Genomic DNA, 18,659 nt, shown 5'->3' with positions numbered 1-18,659 from the left:
AGGATTAGGCCGAGTGCTTCAACTTCTGCACTGCCTGGGTGGGGTGCGGGGAGGGTCCGAGGCGCACGGGGCCCGCGGGAGTCCAGGCGCGCGTCTTGCCGCGCCAACGCTCCGGGTGACGGCGGCGAGCGCGCTGGTAGAGCGCGTCGCGCTGGGCCAGCACCTGCTGTTCGCGGCGGAAGTGACGCTCGTCCGGGGTGACGAAGCTCAGGGCACTGTGGCGGTGCTGGCAGTTGTACCAGGCGACGAAGGAGGCGACCCAGCCCTTCGCCTCATCGAGGGAAGCAAAGGGCTTGTCGGGGAAGCTGGGCCGGTACTTCAAGGTGCGGAAGAGAGCCTCGGAGAAAGGGTTGTCGTCCGAGACGCGCGGGCGGCTGAAGGAAGGCACCACGCCCAGCCACTGGAGGGTGGCCAGCAAGGTGGCGCCCTTCATGGGGCCGCCGTTGTCCGAGTGCAGCCGCAGGCCCTCGGGACTGTCGGCCTCCAGCGTCGCACGGCGCAGCAGCGCGGAGGCATTGTCGGACGACTCTTCCTCGTGCACCTGCCAGCCCATAATCCGGCGGCTGTACACGTCCATCACCAGTAGATGATCTGCCCCCGTTCTTCGGGCCACGCGTTACGAGAGTCCTGCGGCGTTGCTGATGCCGTGCTCGGGGAATGATGCAGCGGGGCCGGCATGGGCACGGCGAGCTCCGACCTCCGCGGGTGTCTTGTAGCCCAGACTGCTGTGCGGACGCTTCTCGTTGTAGTCGCGCCGCCACGCCTCGATGAGGACGACGGCCTCCCTCCTGGTGGCAAACCACTCCGCCGACAGGCACTCGTCGCGGAAGCGGCCGTTGAAGCTCTCGTTGGTGCCGTTCTGCCAGGGCTTGCCCGGGTCGCTGTAGGCCGTTTGGATGCCGCTGGCCTCCAGCCACCTGCGCAGGGCCTTGGCGATGAACTCCGGGCCGTTGTCGCTTCGCAGGTACTTCGGAGGACCGTGCACCGCCACCAAGCGCGAGAGCACCTCGATGACGCGCCTGGCGTTGATGCGCCCGGCCACGTCGATGGCCAGGCACTCGCGGCTGTGCTCGTCCACGACGGTGAGGCATTTGAGCTTCTGCCCGTTGGCGCATGCGTCGTGCACGAAGTCCCAGGCCCATACGGAGTTGACGCCCTCGGGCTTCGGCTGCCGCGGCTGTCCGAGCCGAAGGCGCTTTCTCGGCCGCCTGCGAGACAGCGCCAGCCCTTCCTTCCTCCAGAGCCGGTGCACCCGCTTCACGTTGACGGCAGGCCCGTCACGCCGCAGCAGGGCCCAGGCCCGCCGGTAACCGAACCGGGGGCGTGCCCGAGCAATGCCGCGCAGCTTCTCCACCAGCGCCGCGTCCTTCTCCTCCTTGCGGCTGGCGTAACCCAGGCTGCTGCGTGCCACCTGAAGCAGCGCGCACGCCCTGCGCTGCGACACGCCTCGCTTCTCGGCGTACCGCACCTGCCGGCGGCGGACGGGCGCGCTCACCATTTTTTTGTGGAGATTTCCTTCATCACCTCGATTTCGAGATCCCTCTCGGCCAAGAGCTTCTTCAGGCGCGAGTTCTCCTTCTCCAACTCCTTGAGCCGAGCCGCGTCGCTGGCCTCCATACCGCCGAACTTCTGCCGCCACCGGTAGAGCGTCTGCTCGGCGACGCCGTGCTTCCGGGCCACCTCCACCACGCTGGCTCCAGGCGCCTCCGCCTCCCGCAGGACACGGACCATCTGCTCCTCGGTAAATCTGCTCTTCCTCACGACCGACCTTCCTCCTGGCCGCGAGGACTCTCTCACGCTTCAACTGGTCCGAAAATCGGGGGGCAGACCAAGCGCCTCCGGCCCCATCATCCGGCGCACCATCTGCTCCTTGAACTGCTCCGTGTACGGCACGTCCTGTCTGCCCTTCATGCCCCCTGGGTGCTTCTGCCGGCCTCGCGGTCCGGGCGACAACTACGCTGGCACAGGGGGGAACTACCTCTTCGTCGGCAATGACGAAGCGGGTCGCAATCTGGCGGGGCTCAGCTCCCTGGTCGCTACGTGCGAGGCGAACGGCATCAATCCCGAGGCGTACCTCACCGACGTGCTGATGCGTCTTGGCAGCCACCCCGCGTCACGCCTGGACGAGTTGCTGCCGCACCGCTGGCAGCCGTCCGCAGCCTCCGCGCCTGACTCTTCCTGAAGCGACGCACGCCTTGGCGACCACGACCTCCACGCGCGGCTGCCATGCATCGCGAGCGGAAGGGGGCATCCGTCGAACGTCGCCCGTCGGTCGGTTACGCCTCTTCCTGGGCCAACGCCTCAACGCGATGGGTCCGGTGGTGGCCTATGAGCGCACCGCCGCGGGTGGCTACGTCCCCTTCCTGACCGTGGAGACTGGGTGATGGCCAGGAGCCCGCGCGAAGTGGCACCGTCGGCTGCTGACCACACCTGGATGGCGACCTTCTGACCGCGTCTATGTCCGCAGGCTTCGCTGGACGGTAGATTCCGGAGCATGGATTGGAAGCTCCTACGCCTGGGCGCGGCCATCGCGCTACTCACGGCCTGTGCTGGCGGGAGCACACGGCGCTCCGCGCACAGTGACCTGCGCTTCGTCGACTCGGAGACCGCTGGGAAGCTGCGCCATGCAGCCTGGGTCGCCGAGCAGGGCGCCTCTTCCTCCTCGGCTTCAATCTTGGTCCAGGCGGCCCCCGTCATCCTCGGATTGATGCATCGGGGCCACGGAGCGGATGAATTGGAGGAACGACTCGCGGAATGCGCGGTCCAGGCCGAGCGTCAGGGCAATATGCGTTTCTTTCAGGACCGTCCGCCGACGCGCCAGGAGTGCCGCGAGGTGGTAGGGCGCGATCGCTGCGGCAACCCCATCACCCGGGCCATGCAACTCGGGAAGCAGAAGCACGTCCTGGTCCTCCAATGCGCAGAGGAGGTGCTCAAGGAACTTTGGGCCGCGCCCTACAGCATCGAGCAGCGCTACCGCTACTATCGGAATGCCCGGTTCGTGGAGACGATCAGCAGGGAGAAGGAGACGCGGATGCTCGCCGAGGGATGCACCGATGAGCTCCGAGGCACGATCAAGCCAGACCTCGTCCTCTATCCGGACCGCGACCTGCTCAAGGCCGCGCTCACCCTCGACTTCAAGTTCCCCTGCCCTGAGGACAACGAACCTCAGTGGACCGTCTATGGAGACGGCAGTCCCTATAAGGGACAAACGCAGGGACGGATCTACCAGGAGGCGCTTGGAGGGAAAGCCCTGCTCGTTTCTCCTCAGAATGGAGTGGTGCCCCCGCGATGAGAGAGAGCCTCCCTGTCCTTCGTCTTCATTCCAGGGGGGGCTCGGTCGTGGCCCGCGACGGTGTCGTGGTCTCGTTCTTCATCCCCCATGACCACAGGACCGTGGCTCAGGAATGCTGGCGGGCCTTGCAGACCTATTTTCGCGCCATCCCGCCCCAGTCGCTGAACTGGTACGGCGCGGACGATGGGGATGTCCTTGAGCTGGATGCGGACGGATGGGACGTCACTCGCAAGAAGATGCTGGATTGCACCTGGGCCCTGGCCTGGCACATCGGGTTGTCCGACCTGCCTGGAGGGACCGGTGGGTACCAATTCGAGTACCACGGTCTGAACCTCGACAACCCAATCCATGGCGCGCCCGCCACGGCGATTTCCTTCACCTTCCCGACTGAATACCTCCTGGAACAGGGACCCCAGCGGATGCGGGCCCTGGTATTGGAGTTGGCTCGGGAGCTGCCCTTCCATTTCGGTTACGCGAGCTTCGCTCTCGTCTCGCGAGATGGCTCCTGGACCGCAGGGGACTGGAAGCTCCTGGAGAAATACTCCGCGCGGTATCTGGGCGTAGACCTGTCCACGTCTGCCGACATCGGTTACGTCATCGGAACCCACGCCCTGGGCGCGCACTGGCTCACCTTCTTGGGCCTACCGCTGCTGGACCGGCTCGGTGGCGCCGACGCCCTGAGACAGGCACTGCCGTTCCCGGAAGTCTCCTTCCTCCCCATGGAGCAGGAACGTCTGCTGCTGACCTTGAGCGAATGGCCCGAGGCCATCGACATCGAGCAGGCCCCCATTCCGCCCCAGTACCGTGCCCTGGCCTGCTTTCTGAAACCCTTCATGTACGAGTCAGGGGAGGACGGCATCGGGCGCTACCTGGACCGCTGGAGACGACGGCTGTGCCCATGAGCATTCCAATCAGCGCGGAGTCCCGGCTCCGAAGGTTGCTCCGGGTCTTCAGTCAGACGGGCGGCGAAGGGACATGGACGCGCCCGTTCGACAACCTCCCCGTGGAGACCCGTGCCTACCTCCTGGAGCGAGCCGCACTGACGGCGGAAGAACTGCCGGTGCTCGCCTTCTTCCAGGACCCCGAACACTGGGTGCTCATCAGCACCGAGCGCATCCTGCTGGCGCAGGCGCATGGCTTCCGGTCCATTCCCTGGAGCGACCTGGAGAACGCCACGACAGACGCGGCGCACCTTCAGGCCGCGGGCGGCAAGATGTCCATGAGCCGGCTCAAGCTCCAACTTCGAGATGCCGCGGACATCGAGGTCGACGTCGAGCCCGGCCGTGCGTTCTTCGGGCTCTGGAACGTCTTGAAGACCATCGCGTCCTTCCGGCGACCGTGAGAGCAGCCAGCCAAGGGCACCGCCACGGTCAGAGGCGGATATCTTCATCGGGTCATGGGAGGCCTGTAGTACGAAGCACTCCCCCTTCTCGGTGACGTTGTGCGCCTCCTCTCGCTCCAGGTCCAGGACTTCCGCAACCTCCCGGCGGTGCAGCTCGCGCCCAGCCCTCACGCGACCATCGCCGTGGGCCAGAACGGGCAGGGGAAGACCAACCTCCTGGAGGCGCTCTACTTCCTCGCCACCCTCAAGCCCCTGCGCGCCGGCCGCCTCTCCGAGCTCGTCCGCTGGGGCTCCCAGGCCGCTCGCGTCACCGGCCGCTTCCTCCTCAAGGGCGCCGAGCGCGAGATCTCCGTCGAGGTCGGCGGCGGCACCCGCCAGGCCCTCGTGGACGGCAAGAAGGCCGCCAGCCTCGAGGACTACTTCGGCGGCGTCTCCGTCGTCGCCTTCACCCCGGATGACCTGGAGGTCATCAAGGGCGGCCCCGACGCACGCCGCGCCTTCCTCGACCGCGCCGTCTTCAACCGCTTCCCCGCCTTCCTCAAGGAAAGCCGCGAGTACGCCCGCGCCCTCAAGAACCGCAACCGCCTGCTCCGCGACGGCGCCACCGTCGACGCCGCGTACCTCGACGCGTACGACGAGACCCTCGCCCGCGCGGGCGCGCGCCTCTACGCCCGCCGCCGCGCGCTGATGGCCGAGCTCGCCTCCCGCGCCCAGGCCACCTTCGCGTCCATCGGCCGCACCGCCGACCCCGCGGTTTATGGCTACCACCCCGCGCACCTCGGCGCGGACTTCGCCCACGCCGATGAAGCCGCGCTCGCCTCCGCCCTGCGCGAGGCCCTCTCCGCGCGCCTGCGCCGCGACCTGGACCGCGGCTTCACCTCCGTGGGCCCGCACGTGGACGACGTCTCCGTCACCCTGGGCGGACGCAGCGCGCGCGCCTACGCGAGCCAGGGGCAGCAGCGCGCCCTGGTGCTGGGCTGGAAGATCGCGGAGATCGAAAACCTGGAGGCCGCCATGGGCTTCCTCCCCCTGCTGCTCCTGGATGACGTCTCCAGCGAGCTGGACCCCGAGCGCAATGCCTATCTCATGGGCTACCTAGCCCGGAGCGGCGCGCAGGTCTTCCTCACCACCACCGACGCGGGGCTCGTCCGGGCCGCCGCCGCCGGTGACACCCTCTGGCTCACCGTCCACGCCGGACAGGTGGCCACCGAGCCGCCGCCCGCCCCCTGAGTCAGTGCGCCCGCCGCCGGTGCCAGGGCCAGTGCACCGACCTTCGCCCCGAGTGATGGGGCAGCTCCTGCCGCGTCACGTGCCCGAAGTACTCGAAGCGGAACTCCGCCCACAGCAGCCCGAACGCCACCGCGAATAGGAAGACCGCCAGCGTCAACCACCACGCCGTGCCCGTGGCCAACGCGGCGATGAACAACACCCCCAGCACCGCCGCCAGCCCCAGCGAGACATCCCGCAGGCGCTTCGACTCGCTGAAGGCCATTCCCATGGCGACCATGGAGAGCGCCAGCAGCGGCCACGCCAGCCAGTACGCCGTGCGCGCGTACAGATTGGCAATCGACAGCAGGAACAAACCGAACCCGAATATCGCCAGTCCGCCGTCCATCTCATCCTCCTCGGTGAGAATCCCCCGGCTCCCGGCTGAACATGCGACCTCCCCATGTCCGCATGCACCCGACCTCCTCCAGTCCGACCGGGGACACGGCGGGAGAGCGGCCCCGGCCTTTGCGCGGGAATACCCGGCCCGGGGGCGGCGTCCCCCGCCCGGGGGGCCGCCGGGGCGCCGGGCACTCGACCGCCGTGCGCCGCGAATGGGCCCGGAAGTCGACGTTCGCGCCGACGAAGCGGTTGAAGTTCTTGCGGACCCGTCAGGCGTGCACCATGACGAGGGCTCACCGTCCCACCGGGCTCCCGGGACGTTTGAATTGAAAATGGTGCCATGCCGCGCTTGCTGCTGACGCTCGTGCTGTCCGCCCTCCTCGCGGGGTGCCACCGCGCGACGTTCGAGGACTCGGTGCTCCGGAAGTCCGACGTGAAGTACCGCGTCGGCCCGCTGTCCCAGGACGTCTGGGAGCGCCGCGGCTTCGCCGACAACGACCTCGCCTTCGTGGAGCGCGGCGACACCGGCCGCGTCATCGCCACCAACGCCACCTGCCGGGACCACGACGACCCGTCCCTCCAGGTCCTCACGAAGCACCTGCTCATGGGCTTCACCGAGCGGCAGGACCTGGGCCAGCGCACCTTCACCCTGGACGGCCGCGAGGCCCTCCGGAGCCGCTACGTCGCGCGGCTCGACGGCGTGCCCGTGTCCCTGGAGCTGGTGGTGCTGAAGAAGGACAACTGCGTCTTCGACTTCAGCTACGTCGCCCCCGTGGGCACCGCCGACGCGCGCATGGCGGACTTCGAGGGCGTCTTCAGCGGCTTCCACTCGGAGCGCCTGCGATGATGCCCGAGGCGAAGCTCTTCGCCGGCGGCCCCAACCTCAAGGAGCGCCTGCGCGAGCGCATGGAGTCCCTGGGCGCGCTGTCCGTGATGACCGGCCAGGTGTTCAGCCGCGCCGTGCGCCCTCCCTACGACTGGGCCGGCCTCATCTTCCACACCGAGTCCCTGGGCGTGCGCTCGCTGCCCATCGCGCTGCTCACCGCGACGTTCGCCGGGCTCGTCATCTCGCTCCAGTTCGGCTACTTCCTCGCCCGCTTCGGCGTGCAGTACACCGTGGGCCGCGTGGTCATCCTCACGCTGTTCCGCGAGCTGGCCCCCGTGCTCACCGCCCTCACCGTGGGCGCGCGCATCGGGTCCGGCATCGCCGCGGAGCTGGGCTCCATGACCGTGACGGAGCAGGTGGACGCCATCCGCGCGCTGGGCGCGGACCCGCTGCGCAAGCTGGTGGTGCCGCGCGTGTTCGCGTGCCTCATCGTGCTGCCGGTGCTCACCGTGTTCTCGGACGTGGTGGGCCTGGTGGCCGGCGCCCTGGTGGTGAAGTCCCAGTACGGCATCTCCCTGGACCAGTTCTCCCAGGGCGCGCTGGACGCGGTGCTGATGGGCGACTTCGTCTCCGGCGTCGTCAAGGGCGCCGTGTTCGGGCTCATCATCGGCCTCGTCGGCTGCTTCAAGGGGCTGGCGGTGGAGGGCGGCACGGAGGGCGTGGGCCGCGCCACCACGCAGACGGTGGCCATCACCTCCGTCACCGTGTGCCTGGCGGACTTCTTCATCACGAAAATCACGCTCTACTTCTGAAGCCGCCCGCACCATGCGCAAGGCCCGCCACCACAGCGACCCCGCCGTCCCGTTCAGCTTCCGCAAGCCCACGCCGGGCGAGGAGCTCATCCGCTTCGACGGGCTCATCAAGCAGTTCGGCGCCAAGCGCATCTACGACGGCGTGGACCTGGACGTGCGCGCCGGCGAGACGCTGGTGGTGCTGGGCGGCTCCGGCGTGGGCAAGAGCGTGCTGCTCAAGTGCCTCATCGGCCTCCTGCACCCGGACGGCGGCAGCATCCTGTTCGAGGGCTACGACCTGGCGAAGTTCTCCGAGGAGCAGTTCCTGGAGGTCCGCAAGCACGTGGCCATGGTGTTCCAGGGCGCGGCGCTGTTCGACTCGCTCAGCGTGGCGGACAACGTGGCGTACCCCCTGCGCGAGCACTTCCCCACCATGTCCCGCGCGGAGATCCAGAAGCGCGTGGCGGAGAAGCTGGAGCTGGTGGACCTGCCCAACACGGAGAAGCTGATGCCTTCGGACCTGTCCGGCGGCATGCGCAAGCGCGTGGGCCTGGCGCGCGCCATCGCCACGGAGCCGGAGGTCATCCTCTGGGATGAGCCCACCACGGGGCTGGACCCCGTCACCACGCAGACCATCAACGAGCTGATTGATTCGATGAAGCAGCGCCTGGGCGCCACGTCCATCGTCGTCACGCACGACATGGTGAGCGCCTTCGTGCTGGCGGACCGGATGGCCATGCTGGCCAACCGCAAGATTGTCCAGGTGGGCACCCCGGAGGAGATGCGCCGCTCCCAGGTGCCGGAGGTGCGCGCCTTCATCGACGCGCGCCGCCTGGAGCTGAACCCCCGGGGAACACCATGAGTCTCTTCACCTCGACCCCCAAGGAGAAGCGCCTGGCCGTGAGGGCGGGCCTCTTCGTCGCCGTGGGCCTCGCCGTGGCCGGCGTCGTCGTCTTCTTCATCGGTCGCGAGTCCAACCTCTTCCAGCGCCAGGTCATCTTCCGCGCCTACTTCCAGAGCGTGGACGGCCTGAGCGACCAGTCCCCCGTGTGGATTGGCGGCCTGAAGGTGGGCCGCGTGAACAGCGTGTCCTTCTCCGAGGACCTCTCGGACAGCCGCTTGCAGGTGGAGTTCCAGGTGGCCGGCGTCTACGCGGGCCGCGTCCGCGCGGACTCCGTGGCCCGCCTCACCAGCATGGGCGTGCTGGGCGACAAGGCGGTGGACATCTCCCTGGGCAGCGCGGACCAGCCGCCCATCGAGCCCGGCGGCGTCGTGAAGTCCGCCACCGGCGGGGACCTGTCCAAGCTGATGTCCAGCGCCAGCCGGGTGATGGAGAACTCCGTCGAGATCAGCGAGTCCCTCAAGGACGCCGTGAAGACCTACGCGAACCCGGACCTGTCGAAGGACCTGGCCCGGAGCGTCGCCTCGCTGCGCAACATCATCGAGGAGGTGGAGAAGGGCAACGGCGCCCTGCACGCCCTCATCTACGACCCGCGCATGGGCCAGGAGGTGAGCACGCTGCTCTCCAACGCGTCCGGCGCCGCGAAGCGCCTGGACGGGGCCCTGGGCCACGTGGAGGCCCTCCTGGGGGAGGTCCGCCGCGGCGACGGCACCGCGCACGCGCTCATCTACGGCCAGGACGGCGCGGTGGCCATGCGCGAGCTGGGCGAGGCGGCCGGCCAGCTCGCGGGCCTGCTGGAGGACGCGAAGAAGAGCCCCAACGGCGCCGTGCACCAGCTCGTCTACGGCGACGCGAAGGGCATGTTCGCGGACCTGGGCAGCGCCGCCGCGGACATCAAGCAAATCACCGCCACCGTGGCCCGGGGCGACGGCACCCTGGGCGCGCTCGTCAACGACCCCACCGTCTACGACGACCTGCGCGAGGTGCTGGGCAACGTGAAGCGCAACCGCATCCTCCGCGCCCTGGTGCGCTTCTCCCTGAGCAACCGCGAGTCCCTGGAGCAGGTGGGCGCTCCCCAGACGGCGCCCACCCAGCTCACGCCCGACGACGCCGGCACCCCCGCGAAGCCCGACGCCGCGCCCCCCGCCCCCTGAGCCTTCCAGGGCGTCCGGGAAGAGGCGCGCGCCGGGCCGTGGCCGGTCTTCCGCCGCCGGGGTCCCCGTTCAGGGGGCTCCGGCGTCTTTCTTCTTTGAAATGAAACACAGACAGGCCGCACCTCCGCCCGCGACGCCTGGTTTGCCTTCATCGGTTTTTGGAGTGAATTCAGGTTTCCAGCGCCCATTGACTTGAGCGGGTTGTTCCGTGTATTTCCGCCTCCCCACTTTCCGAGGAGTTGGGAAAATGCTTCGTCACGTCGCGCAGCGTGGTGGCCGTATCGCGGTGGTCGTTGGCACCCTGATGTCCCTGGCGGGCTGTAACAACGCCCCGACCTCCGAGGAGCCGACTCCAGCTCCCGCGGAGGAGACCACCCACGCGGAGGCCATTCCGCACCGTGGCTGCGCGACCGTGGAGCCGTCCGCCGACGAGAAGCTGGAGATTGAAGCGGCGATCGCCGGCCGCGTGCAGGCGAAGCGCGCGGTGGGCTCGGTGAACGTGCCGGTCTACGTCCACGTCATCCGCAAGGGGACGGGCGTGGCCAACGGCGACGTTCCGGACTCGCAGATCACCGCGCAGATGAACGTGCTGAACGCGGCGTACGCCAACACCCCGTTCAAGTTCACCCTGGCTGGCACGGACCGCACGACCAACGCGTCGTGGTTCAACCTGGCGCAGGGCAGCACCAACGAGAAGAACATGAAGAACTCCCTGCGCAAGGGTGGCAAGGAGTCGCTGAACCTCTACACCGCGAACCTCAGCGGCGGCCTGCTGGGCTGGGCGACCTTCCCCTCCAGCTACACCAGCCAGCCGAAGATGGACGGCGTGGTCATCCTCTTCAGCAGCGTCCCCGGCGGCACGGCGTCCCCCTACAACCTGGGCGACACGGGCACGCACGAGGTCGGCCACTGGCTGGGCCTGTACCACACGTTCCAGGGCGGCTGCTCCGGCTCGGGTGACTCCGTCAGCGACACGCCGCCGGAGGCCTCGCCCGCGTACGGCTGCCCGGTGGGCCGCGACACCTGCTCGGGCGGCGGCGTGGACCCCATCTACAACTTCATGGACTACACGGACGACAGCTGCATGAACTCGTTCACCGCCGGTCAGGTGTCCCGCGCGGACAGCGTGACCGCGACGTACCGCTAGGCCGCGGCCTCGCCTCCTGGAGTCCCGGACGCCGGAGTCCCCCACTGCACGGGGCTCCGGCGTCTTCGTTTTCCAGCGTGGACAACCCGGCACGCGCTGCTCACAGTGGGGGACCGCCCTCCGCCGTCTCATCCGGAGGGGGCCTTCAGGAGGGTATGGCGCCGTGAGAGACCTGTTGATGATTCCCGGGCCGGTGGACGTGGACGCGGAGGTGCTGCAGGCGATGTCCGGGCCGGTGCCCGGGCACCTGGACGCGGGCTTCATCGCCACCTTCGGCCGGGCCCTGAAGCGCCTGCGCGAGGTGTCGCTCGCCCCCGGCTCGCAGCCCTTCGTCGTCTCCGGCAGCGGCACGCTGGCCATGGAGCTCGCCGTGGCGAACGTCGTCGAGCCCGGCGACCGCGCGCTGGTGGTGAACACCGGCTACTTCAGCGACCGCATGGCCCACATCCTGGAGCGGCACGGCGCGAAGGTGACGCACGTGCGCGCGGGCGCCGTGGGCAGCGCCCCGGACGTGGCCCAGGTGGAGGCGGAGCTCCAGCGCGGCGGCTTCAAGCTGATGACCGCCACCCACGTGGACACCTCCACCGCGGTGCTCGCGCCCGTGGAGCCGCTGGTGAAGGCCGCGCGCCAGCACGGCGTCCTCTCCGTGGTGGACGGCGTGTGCGCCACCGCCGGCGAGGCCTTCCACCAGGACGCGTGGGGCGCGGACGTGTACCTCACCGCCAGCCAGAAGGCGGTGGGCGTGCCCCCGGGCCTCGCGCTCCTCACCGTGAGCCCCCGCGCGCTCGCCGCGTGGAGGGCCCGCAAGGCGCCCGTCGCCAGCGTGTACTCGGACTGGGCGGAGTGGCTGCCGGTGATGGAGGCCTACGAGGCCGGCAAGCCCGCCTACTTCGCCACCCCGCCCACGCCCCTGGTGTGCGCGCTGGACGTGAGCCTGGGGCAGATCCTCGCGGAGGGCATGGAGGCCCGCTTCGAGCGCCACCGCCGCATGGCCCGCGCCTTCCGCGCCGCCTGGGGCGCGCTGGGCCTGCGCCTCGTCCCCGCATCGGAGGCCGTGGCCGCCAACACCCTGAGCGCCGTGTACTACCCGGACGGCGTGGACGCGACGCTCGTGGGCCGCGTGAAGGCCCAGGGGGTGGCCATCGCCGGCGGCCTCCACCCCGAGATCAAGACGCGCTACTTCCGCGTGGGCCACATGAACCGCGTCAGCGCCGGCGACGTGCTCGTCACCGTGGGCGCCATCGAGCGCGCCCTGCGCGCCGCCGGTCACCGCCCCGCCGCCCCCGGGACGGCCGTCTCCGCCGCCCAGGCCATCCTCTCCGAGTAGGACTCGGAGTGTGGGGCGCGGCCCTCATCCCTTCTCAGGGCTCAAGAGAAGCCGTCCGTGCCCCCATTAGAATTGGATAAGCTGGAAGATAATGACAGGTACTTCCTGGATTCCATGTTTTTCTTGCCGCTTCGCTGGAATTATGTGATTTAGCTGCACGGTGTGGGCGGGGCGTGGGCCCCGGCACCTGTGAGGGGGAAGGGCCGCGCTGGAGGATGGGACCTGGGCAACGGGGGGGCCTGATTCCAGCGCTTGAAGCAGGAGTGTCGGTATGGATCGCGGACCCGTGGAAGGTTCGTCGAAGGCGGCGGCGGTCGGGGTGGCGGAGGGCGCGGAGTGGCACCTGGCGGAGCGGTGCCTGGCCGCGACAGCGGAGGATGGCGCGCGGGGGATGTTCTTCCTGGGCGTGGCCGGGGTGGTGGGCTTTCTCCAGGGCGAGGCGTCCGGCGCGAGGTGCCTGGCGGCGTCCGGGCTCAAGGACCTGAACCCCGCGGACCTGTACCCGGTGACGCACTTCCTCCCGATGGCCGCCGAGGCGACGCGGCTCCTGCGCCCCCAACTGGGCGACTGGGAGCAGGCGCTGCGGTACATCGGGACGCAGGCCACGGTGGACTTCCTGTCCTCCATGTTCGGCCGGGAGCTGATGCAGTCCGCCGCCGGCAACCCCCGGCGGATGCTCCAGCACATGGCCGAGGGCTACCGCGCCGCGGTGTCCTACGGCGAGCGCAGCGTGCTCTGGACGGGCGACCACAGCGCCCGCTTCGTGATGCGCCGGGACTTCATGCCCGTGCCGTACCACGAGGGCGTGCTCCAGGCCGCCCTGGAGGCGGTGGGCGCGCAGGACATCCAGGTGCACGGGCGGCAGCTGTCCCTGCTGGACAGCGAGTACGACGTCTCCTGGTAATCCATGAATACCCCCGCGTGCGCGCGGGGTCCGGACGCGGGACGTTCACCAGCCACCGCTCGGTGCTGAACGTCCGCCATTTCTCCCGCTGGCGTGACAGGCAGGGCCACTAGCATGTGCTGAAAGAGGCCCACACCCCACGGGAGGAGTCACGCAAATGGATGCAGCACGAGGCTCCCGGCCGGTGGGGCATGCTCAGCCCCCGGAGCTGACCGGCGTGGCCCGGGCATGACGCCCTTCCGGCTGTTGCTGGTGGAGGACAGCGTCAACGACGCGGCGCTGGTGACGGCGGAGCTGGAGCAGTCGGGCTACCTCCCCACGGCCCGGCGCGTGGAGACGCTGGAGGCGCTGCGCGACGCGCTGGCCTCCGAGCCGTGGGACCTGGTGCTGTGCGACTACCGGCTGCCGCGCTTCAACGCGCTGGACGTGCTGGCGCTGCTGCACGCCCGGGGGTGGGACGTGCCCCTCATCGTGCTGTCCAGCCAGCTGAGCGAGGAGCAGGCCGTCACGCTGATGAAGGCGGGCGCGCGCGATTGCTTCTCCAAGGACCGGCTGGCCCGGCTGGGGCCGGCGGTGGCGCGCGAGCTGGAGGAGACGCGCGTGCGGCGCGAGCGCGCGCGGGCGGAGCTGGACCGCGACATCCTGGCCAGGGCCAGCGAGCTGCTCACGGCGTCCCTGGAGCAGGCGGCGCGGTTGGACCAGCTGGTGCAACTGATGGTGCCCCGGGTGGCGGACTGGTGCGCCTTCTTCCTCCAGGACCCGGACCAGGGCGGCCTGCGGCTGGTGGCGCTGGCGCACCCGGACGCGGAGCGGCGCGCCCTCGCGTGGACGCTGGACCAGCGCTTCCCGCTGGACCCCCAGGCCGCCGCGGGTCCCGCGCACGTGCTGCGCACCGGCCAGCCGGAGTTCATTCCGGACGTGCGCCAGCGCCCGGTGCTCATCACGAAGGACGCGGCGCACCAGCGCGCCATCGAGGGGCTGGGGCTGCGCTCCGTGGTGAACGTGCCCCTGCCCGGCAACGAGGGCCGGCTGGGCGTGCTGTCCATGGGCACGCTGGGCGAGCGCGTGCTCGCGCCGGTGGACCTGGCGCTGGCGCAGGAGCTGGCGCGCAGGACGGGGCTGGTGCTGGAGAACGCGCGGCTCTTCCAGGAGGCCCGTGAAGCGGTCCGCCTGCGCGACGAGTTCCTCACCGTGGCCGCGCACGAGCTGCGCACCCCGCTCACCACGCTGCGGCTCCAGCTGGGCACGCTCCTGCAGCGCTCGGAGGCGCACAAGCTGGAGCCGGACGTGGTGACGCGGCTGGAGCGCAGCGTGCGCCAGGTGCGCCGGCTGGGCACGCTGGTGGAGGGCCTGCTGGACGTGTCGCAGCTGTCCAGCGGCGAGCTGTCCCTGATGCCCGAGCACTTCGACCTGGAGGAGCTGGTCGCGGAGGTGCTGGAGCGCTACCAGGCGGAGGCCCGCGCGGCCGGGTGCGAGCTGCGCCAGTCCCCCCGCCGCGGGCTCTGGGGGACGTGGGACCGGCTCCGGGTGGACCAGGCGGTGGCGGCGTTGATCTCCAACGCGCTCAAGTTCGGTCCGGGCCGGCCGGTGGAGGTGGACGTGGGGCGGGAAGGGAGCTTCGCGCGCATCCAGGTGCGCGACCGGGGCATCGGCGTGCCCGTGGACCAGGTGGAGCGCATCTTCGAGCGCTTCGGCCGCGCGGTCAGCTCGCACTCGTATGGCGGCCTGGGCCTGGGGCTCTACCTCGCCCGCCGCGCCGCGGAGGCGCACGGCGGACGGGCCTGGGCGGAGCCCACCGCGGGCGAGGGCGCGCGCTTCACGCTGGAGCTGCCGCTGGAGAGGGAGGCGCGCGAGTGAGCCGGCCGGTGCTGGTGGTGGATGACGACACGGACCTGCGGGAGGCGCTGGAGGAGGTCCTGCGCGACGCGGGCTACACCGTGTTCGGCGCCGGCAACGGCCTCCAGGCGCTGGAGGTGCTCCGCCGGGAGCCGGTGCAGCCGGCCCTGGTCCTGCTGGACATGATGATGCCGGTGATGGACGGCGCCACCTTCGGCCGGCAGATGCGCCAGGTGGAGGCGTGGCGGGACATCCCCGTGCTCGTCTTCTCCGCCTCCGCCAACGCGCGCCAGGTCGCGGAGGAGATGGGCGCCTGCGGCTACCTGCGAAAGCCGGTGGACGTGGAGACGCTCCTCAAGGCCGTGGCGGCCAACAAGGCCCCCGAGGCCCCCTGAGACCCGGAGTCACTCGGGGTCACCTGGAGTGTGTGTCCTCCCTCGCAGGCGGCCTGGCGCGTCCGTGTTGACGCTGCGCGCAGGCCGCTGATAAGTGCGTCCTTAACACTTTCAAGCGAGGCCTGTCCGATGAATCCCCACATGCTCGCCCAGCTCCTGGTCCAGCTCATCGTCATCATCGCAGTGTCCCGGCTGATCGGCCGGGGCGCACGCTGGCTGGGGCAGCCCCTGGTCATCGCGGAGGTGGTGGCGGGCATCGCGCTGGGCCCGTCGCTCCTGGGCTGGCTGGCGCCGGACGCCATGCGCTGGCTGTTCCCTCCGGACTCCATGCCGTTCCTGAAGATGCTGGCCGAGGTCGGCCTGGTGCTCTTCATGTTCCTGATTGGCCTGGAGCTGGACCCCAAGCTGCTCAAGGGGCGGGGCCACGCGTCGGTGGCCATCAGCCACTCCAGCATCATCACCCCGTTCGCCCTGGGCGCGGTGGCGGGCGCGCTGTGGCTCTACAAGTCGCTGTCCAGCCCGGACGTGCCGTTCTCCTCGTTCGTGCTGTTCATGGGCGTGTCCATGAGCATCACGGCCTTCCCGGTGCTGGCGCGCATCCTCACGGAGCGCGGGCTGATGCAGTCGAGGCTGGGCGCCATCGCCATCGCGTGCGCGGCGGTGGACGACGTGACGGCGTGGTGCATCCTGGCGTTCGTGGTGTCGCTGGTGCGCGCGTCGGACCTGGCGCACGCGGCGCTCACCACGGTGTTCGCGCTGCTCTACATCGGCTTCATGCTGCTGCTGGTGAAGCCGTTCCTCGCCCGGCTGGGCGCGCGCGTGGCCAACCGCGAGGGGCTCACCCAGAACGTGGTGGCCATGACGATGATCCTCCTGCTCGCCTCCGCGTGGACCACCGAGTCCATCGGCATCCACTCGCTCTTCGGCGCCTTCATGTTCGGCGCGGTGATCCCCAAGGAGGGCGGGCTGGCGGCGGCGCTGGCGGAGAAGCTGGAGGACGTGGCCGTCGTGCTGCTGCTGCCCGTGTTCTTCGCCTTCAGCGGCCTGCGCACGCAGTTGGGCCTGCTGGACACGCCGGAGGCGTGGCTCACGTGCGGCGCCATCATCGCCCTGGCGTGCCTGGGCAAGTTCGGCGGCAGCGCGGTGGCCGCGCGCCTCACCGGCCTGCGGTGGCGGGAGGCGGGGGCCGTGGGCGTCCTGATGAACACGCGCGGCCTGATGGAGCTCATCGTGCTCAACCTGGGCCTGGACCTGGGCGTCATCTCGCCCACGCTCTTCACGATGATGGTCATCATGGCGCTGGTCACGACCTTCATGACCACGCCGCTGCTGCGCCTGCTGTACTCGCCGGAGGAGCTGGCGCGCGAGAAGCTGGTGCAGGCGCCGGAGCCGTCGCTGGCCCCGTCCGCGTACACGGTGCTCCTGTGCGTGTCGCACGGGCAGGCCGGCCCGGGCATGGCGGTGCTGTCGCGCGCGCTGGCGGGCGAGCGCAACGAGGCGAACCTCTACGCGCTGCACCTGCTGTCGCCGGACCGCGCGCTCAAGGCCCGCGCGGAGGAGGCGCTGGAGCCCACGGCCGCGCCCGGCGGCGCGCTGGCGCCCCTGGTGGGCCGCGCGGAGAAGCTGGGGCTGCCGGTGCGCACGCTGTCGTTCGTGTCCTCCGAGCCCGCGCGGGACATCTGCCGCACGGCGCAGGCCAAGCGCGCGGACCTGGTGCTGCTGGGGTGGCACAAGCCGCTCTTCAGCCAGACGGTGCTGGGCGGCACGGTGCGCGAGGTGATGCAGGAGGCGGGCGGCACGGTGGCGGTGCTGGTGGACCGGGGCCTGGCGCAGGTGCGCCGGGTGCTGGTGCCCTTCGTGGGCAGCCAGCATGACCGGGCGGCGCTGGGGCTGGCGCGGCGGCTGGTGAAGCAGGCCGGCGCGGAGGTGACGGTGCTGCACGTGACGTCGCCCGAGGGCGCGGGCGCGGGCCGGGCGCAGGTGGAGGAGCTGTTCCCCGCGGACGAGGGCGCCGCCGTGAAGCTCAAGGTGGTGCGCCACGCGTCGCCGGAGGAGGCCGCGCTGGAGGAGGCGAAGGCGGGTTACGACCTCGTGGTGGTGGGCCTGGGGAGCGAATGGGGCCTGGAAGACCGGCTGTTTGGCGTGCAGCGCGAGCGAATCGTTCGCGACGCGCCCGCCTCGCTGCTCCTCGTGCGCCAATCGAAGGCGGCGACGGTGCCGGCCCGGACCCCGGAGCAGGGCCCGGCGACGGAAGCGCCCCACCCGTCGGCGCAGCCGCTCGGCGCGCGGAGCTGACCGCCATGCACCTGGGAGCCACACTGCGCCTGCTGCGGGTGGACGCGGGGCTGTCCCTGCGCGACCTGGCCCGGCGCATCGGCGTGTCGAGCGCGTACCTGAGCCGCGTGGAGAACGGCGTGGACGCGCCGCCCACGCAGGAGCGGCTGACGGCCATCGCCCGGGAGCTGGACGTGCCCCCGGGGCTGCTGATGGACGTGGCCAACCGGGTGAGCCCCTATGTCGCGGGCTACCTGGAGGACGTGCCCGCGGCGGGGACGCTGATGCTGGACATCGCGCGGCGCAAGCTCACCGGCGCGCAGCTGGCGCGCGTGCGGGCCTTCCTGGACGCGGAGTTCCCCCTGCGCGAGGTGCGCGGCGACGAGCCCGTGCCCCCGCTGGGGCCGCTCCTGAGCGCGGAGCGGGTGGTGGTGCAGCTCTCCTGCGGGGACTATGACGACGCGCTGGACGTGGCGGCCGGCCGGCTGGCGGCGGCGCTGCCCGGCGCGGACGCGGCGGCGCTCGCGGAGGGGCTGCGCAAGCGGGAGGACGAGGTCCCGTCCCAGGTGGGCAGCGGCGTGGCGGTGCCGCACGCGTTCGTGGCCGGCGCGGCCCCGGCGGCGGCGCTGGTGACGCTGGCCCGGCCCCTGAAGGTGGACACGCCGGACGGCCTGCCCCTGCGGCTGGTGGTGGCGCTGGTGGACGGCCACGTGGGCCGCGCGCGGCTGATGCGGCTGGCGCACGTGGCGCGGCTCGCGGGGCGGGGGCTGGCGGACCGGCTCCACGGCCTGGAGGAGCCCCAGCGCGTGCTGGAGACGCTGGAGGAGCTGGAGGCGCTGCGCTGAGGGCCTGGGGGCCGCGC

At 70.6% G+C, this 18,659-nt stretch carries 18 protein-coding genes and 1 pseudogene; 16 read left to right on the top strand and 3 right to left on the bottom strand.

The window, feature by feature from the left end; all coding sequences use genetic code 11:
* Window positions 1-4: 4 nt before the first annotated feature.
* A complete protein-coding gene (locus U8525_RS25380) occupies window positions 5-613 on the bottom strand; it encodes a transposase (protein ID WP_374268900.1) in 609 nt (202 codons plus the stop codon).
* Between the two features lie 3 nt (window positions 614-616).
* Window positions 617-1,761 (bottom strand): IS3 family transposase gene (locus U8525_RS25375; RefSeq protein ID WP_374268899.1). Its coding sequence is split into 2 segments (ribosomal slippage): window positions 617-1,506 and window positions 1,506-1,761, totalling 1,146 coding nucleotides; the frame shifts between segments, so codons are not numbered across the junction.
* 172 nt (window positions 1,762-1,933) lie between these two features.
* Between U8525_RS25375 and U8525_RS25370 the strand changes: the two are divergent.
* The 5 genes and pseudogenes from U8525_RS25370 to recF form a co-directional block, all read left to right on the top strand.
* A pseudogene (locus U8525_RS25370) lies at window positions 1,934-2,182 on the top strand (transposase domain-containing protein); the annotation flags it as partial.
* Window positions 2,183-2,494: 312 nt separating this feature from the next.
* A complete protein-coding gene (locus U8525_RS25365; protein WP_374268898.1) occupies window positions 2,495-3,292 on the top strand; it encodes a hypothetical protein in 798 nt (265 codons plus the stop codon).
* Window positions 3,293-3,339: 47 nt separating this feature from the next.
* Window positions 3,340-4,194, top strand: a complete 855-nt coding sequence (locus tag U8525_RS25360; RefSeq protein WP_374268897.1) for a type VI immunity family protein — start codon at window positions 3,340-3,342, stop codon at window positions 4,192-4,194.
* Window positions 4,191-4,634, top strand: coding sequence for a hypothetical protein (locus tag U8525_RS25355; protein WP_374268896.1), 444 nt, complete (start codon window positions 4,191-4,193; stop codon window positions 4,632-4,634). The genes U8525_RS25360 and U8525_RS25355 overlap by 4 nt, the downstream gene beginning before the upstream one ends.
* Before the next feature lie 99 nt (window positions 4,635-4,733).
* Window positions 4,734-5,864: a DNA replication/repair protein RecF gene (gene recF, locus U8525_RS25350; RefSeq protein ID WP_374268895.1), complete on the top strand. Its 1,131-nt coding sequence runs from the start codon at window positions 4,734-4,736 to the stop codon at window positions 5,862-5,864.
* 1 nt (window position 5,865) lies between these two features.
* Here recF and U8525_RS25345 read toward each other — a convergent pair whose 3' ends face one another.
* Window positions 5,866-6,249, bottom strand: a complete 384-nt coding sequence (locus U8525_RS25345; RefSeq protein ID WP_374268894.1) for a hypothetical protein — start codon at window positions 6,247-6,249, stop codon at window positions 5,866-5,868.
* 333 nt (window positions 6,250-6,582) lie between these two features.
* Between U8525_RS25345 and U8525_RS25340 the strand changes: the two genes are divergently transcribed.
* From U8525_RS25340 to U8525_RS25290, 11 genes are all read left to right on the top strand, one after another.
* Complete coding sequence (locus tag U8525_RS25340) at window positions 6,583-7,089, top strand: hypothetical protein (RefSeq protein ID WP_374268893.1); 507 nt, start codon at window positions 6,583-6,585, stop codon at window positions 7,087-7,089.
* Window positions 7,086-7,880 (top strand): MlaE family ABC transporter permease, encoded by a 795-nt coding sequence (locus tag U8525_RS25335; RefSeq protein ID WP_374268892.1) that lies wholly within the window; start codon window positions 7,086-7,088, stop codon window positions 7,878-7,880. The genes U8525_RS25340 and U8525_RS25335 overlap by 4 nt, the downstream gene beginning before the upstream one ends.
* Window positions 7,881-7,893: 13 nt before the next feature.
* Window positions 7,894-8,721, top strand: coding sequence for an ABC transporter ATP-binding protein (locus U8525_RS25330; RefSeq protein WP_374268891.1), 828 nt, complete (start codon window positions 7,894-7,896; stop codon window positions 8,719-8,721).
* Window positions 8,718-9,914 (top strand): MlaD family protein, encoded by a 1,197-nt coding sequence (locus tag U8525_RS25325; protein WP_374268890.1) that lies wholly within the window; start codon window positions 8,718-8,720, stop codon window positions 9,912-9,914. Before U8525_RS25330 ends, U8525_RS25325 begins: the two co-directional genes overlap by 4 nt.
* Before the next feature lie 247 nt (window positions 9,915-10,161).
* Window positions 10,162-11,061, top strand: coding sequence for a zinc metalloprotease (locus U8525_RS25320; RefSeq protein ID WP_374268889.1), 900 nt, complete (start codon window positions 10,162-10,164; stop codon window positions 11,059-11,061).
* 163 nt (window positions 11,062-11,224) lie between these two features.
* On the top strand, window positions 11,225-12,388 hold the full coding sequence (locus tag U8525_RS25315) for an alanine--glyoxylate aminotransferase family protein (RefSeq protein WP_374268888.1): 1,164 nt from the start codon (window positions 11,225-11,227) through the stop codon (window positions 12,386-12,388).
* A 271-nt stretch (window positions 12,389-12,659) separates the two neighbouring features.
* The gene (locus U8525_RS25310) at window positions 12,660-13,292 is read left to right on the top strand and encodes a TIGR02265 family protein (RefSeq protein ID WP_374268887.1); all 633 of its coding nucleotides are present in this window, start codon (window positions 12,660-12,662) and stop codon (window positions 13,290-13,292) included.
* Window positions 13,293-13,520: 228 nt separating this feature from the next.
* The gene (locus U8525_RS25305; RefSeq protein ID WP_374268886.1) at window positions 13,521-15,149 is read left to right on the top strand and encodes an ATP-binding protein; all 1,629 of its coding nucleotides are present in this window, start codon (window positions 13,521-13,523) and stop codon (window positions 15,147-15,149) included.
* Window positions 15,146-15,523, top strand: a complete 378-nt coding sequence (locus U8525_RS25300) for a response regulator (RefSeq protein WP_374268885.1) — start codon at window positions 15,146-15,148, stop codon at window positions 15,521-15,523. Before U8525_RS25305 ends, U8525_RS25300 begins: the two co-directional genes overlap by 4 nt.
* Window positions 15,524-15,652: 129 nt before the next feature.
* Entirely contained in the window at window positions 15,653-17,818 is a 2,166-nt protein-coding gene (locus U8525_RS25295; RefSeq protein WP_374268884.1) for a cation:proton antiporter, read from the top strand.
* A gap of 5 nt (window positions 17,819-17,823) precedes the next feature.
* Entirely contained in the window at window positions 17,824-18,642 is an 819-nt protein-coding gene (locus tag U8525_RS25290; protein ID WP_374268883.1) for a helix-turn-helix domain-containing protein, read from the top strand.
* Window positions 18,643-18,659 lie beyond the last annotated feature (17 nt).

The sequence above is a fragment of the Corallococcus sp. RDP092CA genome, from assembly GCF_041903675.1.
GTDB lineage: Bacteria > Myxococcota > Myxococcia > Myxococcales > Myxococcaceae > Corallococcus.
The sequence above is the reverse complement of the archived record's forward strand: the minus strand, read 5'-3'. Positions and strand labels throughout refer to the sequence as shown.

Coding starts and splice junctions, on each gene's coding strand:
- U8525_RS25365 (WP_374268898.1), top strand. CDS start 2,495: ATGGATTGGAAGCTCCTACGCCTGGGCGCGGCCATCGCGCTACTCACG.
- U8525_RS25355 (WP_374268896.1), top strand. CDS start 4,191: ATGAGCATTCCAATCAGCGCGGAGTCCCGGCTCCGAAGGTTGCTCCGG.
- U8525_RS25345 (WP_374268894.1), bottom strand. CDS start 6,249: ATGGACGGCGGACTGGCGATATTCGGGTTCGGTTTGTTCCTGCTGTCG.
- U8525_RS25340 (WP_374268893.1), top strand. CDS start 6,583: ATGCCGCGCTTGCTGCTGACGCTCGTGCTGTCCGCCCTCCTCGCGGGG.
- U8525_RS25335 (WP_374268892.1), top strand. CDS start 7,086: ATGATGCCCGAGGCGAAGCTCTTCGCCGGCGGCCCCAACCTCAAGGAG.
- U8525_RS25330 (WP_374268891.1), top strand. CDS start 7,894: ATGCGCAAGGCCCGCCACCACAGCGACCCCGCCGTCCCGTTCAGCTTC.
- U8525_RS25325 (WP_374268890.1), top strand. CDS start 8,718: ATGAGTCTCTTCACCTCGACCCCCAAGGAGAAGCGCCTGGCCGTGAGG.
- U8525_RS25320 (WP_374268889.1), top strand. CDS start 10,162: ATGCTTCGTCACGTCGCGCAGCGTGGTGGCCGTATCGCGGTGGTCGTT.
- U8525_RS25310 (WP_374268887.1), top strand. CDS start 12,660: ATGGATCGCGGACCCGTGGAAGGTTCGTCGAAGGCGGCGGCGGTCGGG.
- U8525_RS25305 (WP_374268886.1), top strand. CDS start 13,521: ATGACGCCCTTCCGGCTGTTGCTGGTGGAGGACAGCGTCAACGACGCG.
- U8525_RS25295 (WP_374268884.1), top strand. CDS start 15,653: ATGAATCCCCACATGCTCGCCCAGCTCCTGGTCCAGCTCATCGTCATC.
- U8525_RS25290 (WP_374268883.1), top strand. CDS start 17,824: ATGCACCTGGGAGCCACACTGCGCCTGCTGCGGGTGGACGCGGGGCTG.